An 8,138-nucleotide genomic window follows, 5' to 3' on the forward strand; every position below is an offset into this window, starting at 1 on the left:
AAGTATAAAAAAAACTCACCTGCTATGAAACAAGGCCTTGTCAAGCAAATTTACTCATTAGAAGACCTTTTAATGATGAAACCTCCTATGTTTACCATAAATTAAAGAATCAGTGCCTACTTCTGCAAGACGTAAAAAAAGCAGACTTGGTGATTATACCGGCCATAGGCGGACATTTAGAATATGCCATCAAACGCAATCAGGAATTGCTTCTGTGGATTGTGCAACACTATAAAAGTGGGGCAGAAGTGGCGAGTTTGTGTCTGGGTGCTTTTCTATTGGCTTCTACCGGGCTATTAAACGGCAAATCCTGCTCTACACATTGGCTGTTTGCTAACGAATTCAGAACGATGTTTTCCGAAGTAACCCTTACAGACCACAAAATAATTGTGGAGCAAAATGGACTTTATTCGAGCGGAGGAGCTACTTCTTACTGGAATTTGTTGTTGCATTTGATTGAAAAATATGCTGGACGTGAAATGGCTATTCTGGCTTCCAAGTTTTTTGTATTGGACATTGGCCGCGATAGTCAATCGCCGTTCAGTATTTTTAAAGGTCAAAAAATGCACGATGATGCAGAAATAAAAAAGGTGCAGGATTTTATTGAAATCAATTATCAGAAAAAAGTGACGGTCAATGAATTGTCGGATAAATTTGGCATTGGTCGCCGAACCTTTGAACGAAGATTTAAAAAAGCGACCAACAATACCGTGATTGAATACCTCCAACGGGTGAAGATTAAAGCCGCTAAAAAGCACTTGGAATTAACGAGAAAAACCGTCAACGAAGTGATGTATGATGTGGGGTATAATGATACCAAGGCGTTTCGGGATGTATTCAAAAAGGTAACGGGACTGTCTCCGTTGGATTATAAAAACAAATATAATAAAGACACCGCCGCCTAAACAAGTAGCTAAAAATAATACGCAGTTGCAGCTTAACTGTCTCAATTCAATCCATTGTTGCTAAAATAGTATTATAATTCATTAATTTAGGGAAGAAGAGAATGAAACTGCCTTTTTAATTTTGTACAATAATTCGCAATAAGCAATCACCCTCAAAATAGTTAGAGAATGAAACCAAACTGGACTGGCGTATATCCCGCCGTTACGACAAAATTCTTTGAAGACGAAACTCTTGATTTTAAGACATTTACCTACAACATAGACGAGCAAATCAAAGCGGGCGTTCACGGCATCATAGTTTGCGGTTCGTTGGGTGAAAACAGCACGTTGACTTACGATGAAAAATTAGCGCTTTTGAGTTCTGCCAAAGAGGTGATTGCGGAACGGGTGCCATTGATTATTTGTATTGCCGAAAACAGCACGAAAATAGCGGTTAGTTTTGCCAAACAGGCTGCTGACGCAGGAGCCAATGGTTTCATGCTCTTACCTCCGATGCGCTACCCTGCCGACGATCGCGAAACAGTGCACTATATGCATACCGTAGCGGACGCCACGGATTTGCCCGTGATGGTTTATAATAACCCATTGGCTTATAAGAACTTTGTCAGTATTCCGATGTTCAAAGATTTGGCCCAAAATGCTCACTTTGAATCCATGAAAGAATCAACGGGAGATATTCGTTACATGACCGATATTATCAACGAATTGGGCGGTCGTTTTAAAATCCTGTCCGGCGTAGATGACTTGGCTTTGGAAAGTCTGCTTATGGGAGCCGATGGCTGGGTTGCGGGCTTGGTGGATGCGTTCCCGCGCGAAACAGTGGTGATTTATGAATTGGCAAAACAAGGTCGCTTGGTAGAAGCCCGCGAAATTTATCGTTGGTTTTTCCCACTGCTGCACTTGGACGTTTCTAACAAATTTGTCCAAAATATCAAATTAGCCGAGGTTGCGACGGGTTTAGGAACGGAATATGTTCGTCAACCGCGCTTGCCTTTGATTGGTGAAGAACGAGAGAGTGTATTGCGGGTTATTAATGATTCTTTGGCAAAACGGCCTGTTTTACCTGCGATTTAGAAAAGTGCATAAATAATAGAACACGGATAGTACTGATTCAACGGATTTTGAGAGATTTATCCGTTAAATCCGTTTTATCTGTGTTCAAATCAATCAATATCTTCATACTGCTTTGCTCCCGCGCTGAGTCGCTGTTGAATGCGCTTGCGCAAATGCTCAGGCGTCAGCATTTTCATTCCGTCTCCAAAACCCAAGATTTCTTTTTTCAATTCAAAATTGTGTTGGACGCAGATTTCAATAATGATGCCGTCGCGCAATTGTTCGAGCACTTTCTGTGAATGATGGAGTGGCTTGGTTTCCACATACGGTGCGTGCTCGGCACTCACCCAAATTTTTACTTTTTTCGCCCGTAATGTCGGACTTACCGTTACGCCAATCACGTTTTTGTAAAACTCTTCTGGGGCATGATTTTTATCGGAACGGTATTGCACTTCATCGTTGAGTGTTGCTTCTATCATTCGGTCCAAGGCCAAATGCAGAATATCGCTTTGGCCATTTTTTACCCCCACGGCAAACCAGCGATTCTTGAATTCTTTGAGCCACCAAACGTGAAAAAAGAACCGACTTGCTTCCTGTGCCCGAAAGGATTGATAGGTCATATCCAATGCTTTTTGCTGGACGACCGCTTGATATAAAACTTCCAGATACGACAATCCGCGCAGGTTTTCATTTTTTTCAAAATCAATGACCGCTCCTTGGTGGTGCTTAGCCGCATACACATGAGCTTCGAGTTTTTGAATGACCGAATTCAATTGTTGAAAATGGGAAAATCCCTTGAACTGCCGTAAGACTTCTACCGCTTCGTTCATTCGAGTAAGATCTTGGTCGGTGAGCGGAATTTGCGTGATGCTATAATTGGGGTCTTCGTAGGTATAATATTTCTTTTCAACCACAATAATCGGCGCAAAATACCCCAATTTATCACTGCGCATCATCTGAATATCGGCCTGCACGGTGCGGCGGCTGATGCCTTTATCCATGCCTTCGTACTCATACATGGCATCGGAGACTTTTTCAATCAAATCTTCGAGCTTCCATTTACGATAACGATTGCGCAGGCAGGCATCAATGGTTTTAAAACGAATCAGGGTATTGCGGTTGACGGGCATAGATGAGTTTCGATTTTCGAGGTGTATTCAGACTTTCCAAGTTTCTAAAACTTGGAAAGTCTCACTCTTCAATAATGTATTTCTTTATTTCATGAAATGAATGGTTCATTCGGTGAAATTTAATGTATTCCTCTTTTCCTCCAAACCATTCTAAAACATATTGTTTTTGCAGTTTAGAAGGACGTTCCATTAGCATACGTTGATAAGAAGACCACGGATAATCTTCATCTTTTGTTTTGAAACCATGGTGTCTCATTTGTGAATGTAAGTAACTAATAACAGTTATAAAATTGAACTCGCCTAAAGTTTTTCTGAAATAGACTGCCTTTACGATTTTGCTGAGTGTTAATAGATTTTGAATAACTCATTAAAAATCGCCGAAACAATTCACTCACAATGTTTTCAACTGTTCTTTCTTTTGAATAAGGCAATTTGAGACTTTCCAAGTTTTCAAAACTTGGAAAGTCTTTTATCCGCACCAACAAATGAAAGTGATTTGGTAAAAGGCAATAAGAATAGGTCTCGAGAATATCTGATAAATATTCATCATATTTTTTCAAGAAATAATAGTAATTACGTTCATTGTAAAAAATTGGAATTCCGCCATTCCCTCGATTATAAACATGATAATACTGTCCTTCATGCAACGGAATATGAATATGTGTTGATTCCATATGTTTAATTTTTAAGGTTAAAATCAACATTTAGACACTTCAATGCCACGAAAGGAACTATTAGACCTAACATTTCTCCAAAATTTCCGAAAATAATTTCACCTGCGCAAAAAGACTGCGCAGGTAGGGGTAAACTTTGTTTCAGAAATCAATAATAGTATGCTTTTAACAATTACTCTAAACCGAAAATCAGCCGAAGACCTTAGCTATCTTCTGCACAAACATCCCGCCAAAATTCAGCAAGTTGAATTATCAAGCGGATTAGCCTACATTTTTTACCTGGAAGTTTCGGAGGATAAATGCACCTGTGCTTTGTTGCTTGACATAGATACCGTAGGACTTGTCCGTAACAACAAAGGACCGAGCGGCGAAGGGTTTATGTTGGAGCAATACGTAAACGACCGACCCTATGTGGCGTCTTCTTTTATGAGCGCGGCCATTGCCAAAGCTTTCGGAACCGCCATGAACGGACGCTGTAACGATAAACCTGAATTGGTAGATACACCGCTTCCACTTGAGGCAAAAATAGCGGTGGCAGCGGTAAATGGCGGTGAAACCCTCTTGCGGAATTTATTTGAACCGCTTTGCTATGAGGTTATAGCAGAGTCCCACATTCTTGATGCTAAGTTCGTAGAATGGGGACAAAGTCGCTACTTTACCGTGACTTTGCGAAATACGATTCCCCTCAAAACACTTTTAAGCCAGCTTTATATTCTGATTCCGGTATTGGATAATGATAAGCACTATTTCGTTGAAAAGCATGAAATGGAAAAGTTGCTCGAAAAAGGAACGGGTTGGCTTGAATCGCATCCATTCAAAGAATTGATTACCAAACGCTACTTAAAACACCTGCATGAATGGACCAATGAAGCGGTGAAAATTCTTTTGAAAGAAGAAGAACCGGAGGTTGAATTGGAGGAGCCGGAATCTTTAACGCCCGTTGTTGAGAAGAAAGTCCGATTACATGATATTCGACACCAAACTGTTTTTCAGGAACTTTTGGGATTAGATATAAAAACGGTGGTGGATATGGGATGTGGGGAAGGAAAATTGCTGCGGCTGTTGCTTTCTGAACGAAAATTTGAACGGATTTTGGGAATGGACATCTCTTGGAAATCGCCAAAGAACGTCTTCATTTTGAGCGGTTATCTGAACGGGACAAAAACCGAATACAGTTGATTCAAGGCGCATTGACCTATCGTGACCAACGCCTTGCAGGTTTTGAGGCGGCCGTATTGATTGAAGTAATTGAACATTTGGATGCCGATAGATTGCCTGCTTTGGAACGCGCTGTTTTTGAATTTGCAGCTCCCCAATATGTCATCCTAACGACTCCCAATAAGGACTGGAATGTCACCTTTACGGAAGATGCAGCTCTGATGCGCCACAAAGATCACCGTTTTGAATGGACAAGAGCAGAATTTACCAATTGGTGCCAAAAAATACAGAAAAAATTTAGTTATTCATTCACCATCAAATCGTTAGGCGAAGAATCTGAAACAAACGGAGTACCGAGCCAAATGGCCATTTTTAAGAAAGAAAACGCATGAAAACTACTATAAATCTGCCTGAGTTGGCTTTGGTTTTACTCATCGGGCCGTCGGGTTCGGGGAAAAGTACCCTTGCCAAACGTCTGTTTAAATCAACCGAAATTGTAAGCAGTGATTTTTGCCGGGCTTTGATTGCTGACGATGAAAATAGCATGGAAGCCACTTCGGATGCTTTTGATTTGGCGCATGACATCATTGCGAAACGCCTGAAACGTGGTTTGTTGACTGTTTTGGATGCGACCAACTTACGGCCCGAAGACCGCAAAATATGCGTGGACATAGCCAAAAAATACCACGTAATTCCCTGTGCGATTGTGCTTAATTTGCCCGAAAGCGTATGTCAGAAGCAAAATAAAGAACGTACCGACCGAGTGTTGTCGTCAAGAGTAATTTCCAATCATATTCAGCAATTGCGGAAATCCGTGTTTAAACTTAAGTACGAAGGTTTTCGGCATATTTATGAATTTAAATCTATCGAAGAAATTGCTGAATTACAGGAAGTTCACCGAGAAGCCCTTTGGAATAACCGTAAAGCCGAACATAGCCCATTTGATATAATCGGAGATATTCATGGTTGCTACGACGAACTTTGTGAATTGCTGACAAAACTGGGATATGAAGTCGATAAAGCCACTTTTACGGTTCATGCCATCGAACCTTCTCGCCGCCTTATTTTCTTAGGTGATTTGGTAGACCAAGGCCCTGATTCTCCCGCTGTTCTAAAACTGGTGATGAATACCGTTGAAAGCGGCTTGGCATTGTGCGTGCCTGGCAATCATGACATCAAGCTGATGCGTTACTTAAATGGCAAAAATGTTCAAATCAAACACGGACTGGAACTGACGGTGGAACAATTGGCCAACGAAAGCGACGAGTTCAAACAAAAAGCCAAAACCTTTATTGATAAACTCGTCAGTCACTATGTTTTCGACGATGGTAAATTGGTAGTAGCCCACGCCGGCCTGAAAGAGGAAATGCATGGGCGCGGTTCAGGGGCAGTGCACGAGTTTTGTTTGTACGGTGAAACTACGGGCGAAATTGATGAATTTGGCTTGCCTGTACGCTACAATTGGGCCTCCGAATATCAAGGAAAGGCATTGGTTGTATACGGCTATACACCCGTTCCCGAAGCACAATGGTTCAACAATACCATTGACATTGATACGGGATGCGTGTTCGGGGGCAAATTGACGGTACTGCGTTATCCCGAACGAGAACTTGTCAGCATAGATGCACAAAGGACTTACTGTCAGCCAGCCCGTCCGTTTTTGACTGCCACTGAAGTAAGCTTACAGTCTGACAATGATGATGTATTGGATGTTGGGGATTTGATTGGAAAGCAATTGGTCGAAACGAAATTAATGGGGCATGTCACTCTGCGAGAAGGCAATACCATCACCGCTTTGGAAGCAATGAGTCGATTTGCGATTCATCCTAAGTGGCTGATTTACTTGCCTCCCACTATGTCGCCTTCCGAGACAAGTTCGGTTCCCGAATTACTGGAGCATCCACAGGAAGCCTTTCACTATTTCAAAAAAACGGAATTGATAAGGTAGTTTGTCAGGAAAAGCACATGGGCTCGCGGGCGGTAGTCATTGTTTGTAAAGACGAATCAACGGTCAAAAGTCGGTTTGGTTTAGAAAATGAAGGCGTAGGCGTATGCTATACCCGAACGGGAAGAAGGTTTTTTAACGATACGACGCTTGAAGCTGATTTTTTAGCCCAAATCCAAAACACGCTGACCGAGAGAGGTTTTTGGCAAAAATTTGATACCGATTGGGTTTGTCTCGACTGTGAATTGATGCCTTGGAGCGCAAAAGCCCAAGCGCTGTTACAAAACCAGTATGCAGCTGTGGGAGCGTCAGCTTCTGCCGCACTCAAAGACGTTGTTAGTGTATTAACGCAAACGCTTGAACGACAGCAGGAAGCGTTGCCGTTGCTTGAAAAATATCAGGAACGTCAAACGATGACAGAGCAGTACATTACCGCTTACCGCCAATATTGCTGGGAGGTAAAATCAGTTTTTGACTATAAATTGGCACCGTTTCATTTGTTGGCCACCGAAGGAAAAATCTACTTTGATAAAGACCATGTGTGGCATTTGGAACAGCTTGGCGCTTTTTGCGGTGGAGAAAACAATATTTTGATGAAAACAGCTTATCAAATTATTGATTTGGCCAATGACGACAGTGTGAAGAAAGGTATTGAGTGGTGGGAAACCTTAACCGGTCAAGGCGGTGAGGGTATGGTGGTCAAACCTTTTCAATTTATTAATACGTCAGGAAAAGGGGTGGTGCAACCGGCCATTAAAATTCGCGGTCGAGACTATTTACGAATCATCTATGGTCTTGAATACACGGCTCCTGAAAACATGATTCGTTTGAAAAGTCGAGGTTTAAGCATTAAACGGTCATTGGCGTCACGTGAATTTGCCCTCTGAGTGGAAGCACTGGAACGTTTTGTGAGACAAGAGCCTTTGCGCCGCGTACACCAATGTGTTTTTGGCGTATTGGCCTTGGAAAGCGAAGCCGTTGACCCAAGATTGCAAATACATTTTAACTTCACAAAGCATCCTGCTTGGTCTTATACCGGCAGGATGCTTTTGTTTTGGGAGATTTTAAATTTTTTGTTGCTGTAATATTTAGTGTTCTTGATGCTGCTTTTGCTAAGTTGAGAGCCTCTGCTCTCAAAGTTGATAAGGCATAACTGCCTTTTTCTGACCATGCAATGGGTTTATTTTTTTGCCGATAGGCCACAATCATGTCCACGCCTTTTTCTGCTCTGCCCGAACCAATTGTTTTCTCTACCTCTTTTCGTTTTTTGTAA

6 protein-coding genes and 2 pseudogenes are annotated in these 8,138 nt (G+C 41.9%); 5 read left to right on the plus strand and 3 right to left on the minus strand.

Features of this window, described 5'->3' with window-relative positions; all coding sequences use genetic code 11:
* Positions 1–122: 122 nt before the first annotated feature.
* Together Q0081_RS26185 and Q0081_RS26190 are read left to right on the plus strand one after the other, a co-directional pair.
* On the plus strand, positions 123–905 hold the full coding sequence (locus Q0081_RS26185; RefSeq protein WP_310586534.1) for a helix-turn-helix domain-containing protein: 783 nt from the start codon (positions 123–125) through the stop codon (positions 903–905).
* A 168-nt stretch (positions 906–1,073) separates the two neighbouring features.
* Positions 1,074–1,979, plus strand: coding sequence for a dihydrodipicolinate synthase family protein (locus Q0081_RS26190; RefSeq protein WP_298360633.1), 906 nt, complete (start codon positions 1,074–1,076; stop codon positions 1,977–1,979).
* A gap of 89 nt (positions 1,980–2,068) precedes the next feature.
* On the opposite strand, the gene Q0081_RS26195 is transcribed toward Q0081_RS26190, so the two are convergent.
* Both Q0081_RS26195 and Q0081_RS26200 read right to left on the minus strand, forming a co-directional pair.
* Positions 2,069–3,088, minus strand: a complete 1,020-nt coding sequence (locus Q0081_RS26195) for a YafY family protein (protein WP_298360634.1) — start codon at positions 3,086–3,088, stop codon at positions 2,069–2,071.
* Between the two features lie 61 nt (positions 3,089–3,149).
* Positions 3,150–3,344 (minus strand): hypothetical protein, encoded by a 195-nt coding sequence (locus Q0081_RS26200; protein WP_298360635.1) that lies wholly within the window; start codon positions 3,342–3,344, stop codon positions 3,150–3,152.
* A gap of 577 nt (positions 3,345–3,921) precedes the next feature.
* Here Q0081_RS26200 and Q0081_RS26205 point away from each other — a divergent pair.
* The 3 genes and pseudogenes from Q0081_RS26205 to Q0081_RS26215 all read left to right on the plus strand — a co-directional run bounded on the left by Q0081_RS26205 (position 3,922) and on the right by Q0081_RS26215 (position 7,950).
* Entirely contained in the window at positions 3,922–4,941 is a 1,020-nt protein-coding gene (locus Q0081_RS26205) for a 3' terminal RNA ribose 2'-O-methyltransferase Hen1 (RefSeq protein WP_298360636.1), read from the plus strand.
* The gene (locus Q0081_RS26210; RefSeq protein WP_298360637.1) at positions 4,938–5,312 is read left to right on the plus strand and encodes a hypothetical protein; all 375 of its coding nucleotides are present in this window, start codon (positions 4,938–4,940) and stop codon (positions 5,310–5,312) included. The genes Q0081_RS26205 and Q0081_RS26210 overlap by 4 nt, the downstream gene beginning before the upstream one ends.
* Positions 5,309–7,950 (plus strand): annotated as a pseudogene (locus Q0081_RS26215) (polynucleotide kinase-phosphatase). Before Q0081_RS26210 ends, Q0081_RS26215 begins: the two are co-directional and overlap by 4 nt.
* On the opposite strand, the pseudogene Q0081_RS26225 reads toward Q0081_RS26215, so the two are convergent.
* Positions 7,874–8,138: pseudogene (locus tag Q0081_RS26225) on the minus strand (hypothetical protein); the annotation flags it as partial. The pseudogenes Q0081_RS26215 and Q0081_RS26225 sit on opposite strands and share 77 nt — an antisense overlap.

The sequence above is a fragment of the Runella sp. genome (genome assembly GCF_027484545.1).
GTDB lineage: Bacteria > Bacteroidota > Bacteroidia > Cytophagales > Spirosomataceae > Runella.

Coding starts and splice junctions, on each gene's coding strand:
- Q0081_RS26200 (WP_298360635.1), bottom strand. CDS start 3,344: ATGAGACACCATGGTTTCAAAACAAAAGATGAAGATTATCCGTGGTCT.
- Q0081_RS26190 (WP_298360633.1), top strand. CDS start 1,074: ATGAAACCAAACTGGACTGGCGTATATCCCGCCGTTACGACAAAATTC.
- Q0081_RS26195 (WP_298360634.1), bottom strand. CDS start 3,088: ATGCCCGTCAACCGCAATACCCTGATTCGTTTTAAAACCATTGATGCC.
- Q0081_RS26205 (WP_298360636.1), top strand. CDS start 3,922: ATGCTTTTAACAATTACTCTAAACCGAAAATCAGCCGAAGACCTTAGC.